1 protein-coding gene is annotated in these 220 nt (G+C 67.7%); it reads left to right on the top strand.

Going from position 1 to position 220, the window contains the following annotated elements; genetic code table 11:
* Positions 1 to 220: electron transfer flavoprotein subunit alpha/FixB family protein (locus ASE71_RS36220; protein ID WP_200964130.1), on the top strand; the 220-nt coding region annotated here is incomplete at both ends.

A 220-nucleotide genomic window follows, 5' to 3' on the forward strand; every position in this document is an offset into this window, starting at 1 on the left:
GGGCGGTCGTGCGCTCGGCTCGTCGGAAAAGTTCCAGGAAGTGATCCTGCCGGTTGCCGACAAGCTCGGCGCTGCCGTCGGCGCTTCGCGCGCTGCGGTCGACGCCGGTTACGCTCCGAACGACTGGCAGGTCGGCCAGACCGGCAAGGTCGTTGCGCCCGATCTCTACATCGCCTGCGGCATTTCCGGTGCCATCCAGCACCTCGCCGGCATGAAGGAC

This window comes from Ensifer sp. Root954, from assembly GCF_001429005.1.
Lineage (GTDB): Bacteria > Pseudomonadota > Alphaproteobacteria > Rhizobiales > Rhizobiaceae > Ensifer > Ensifer adhaerens.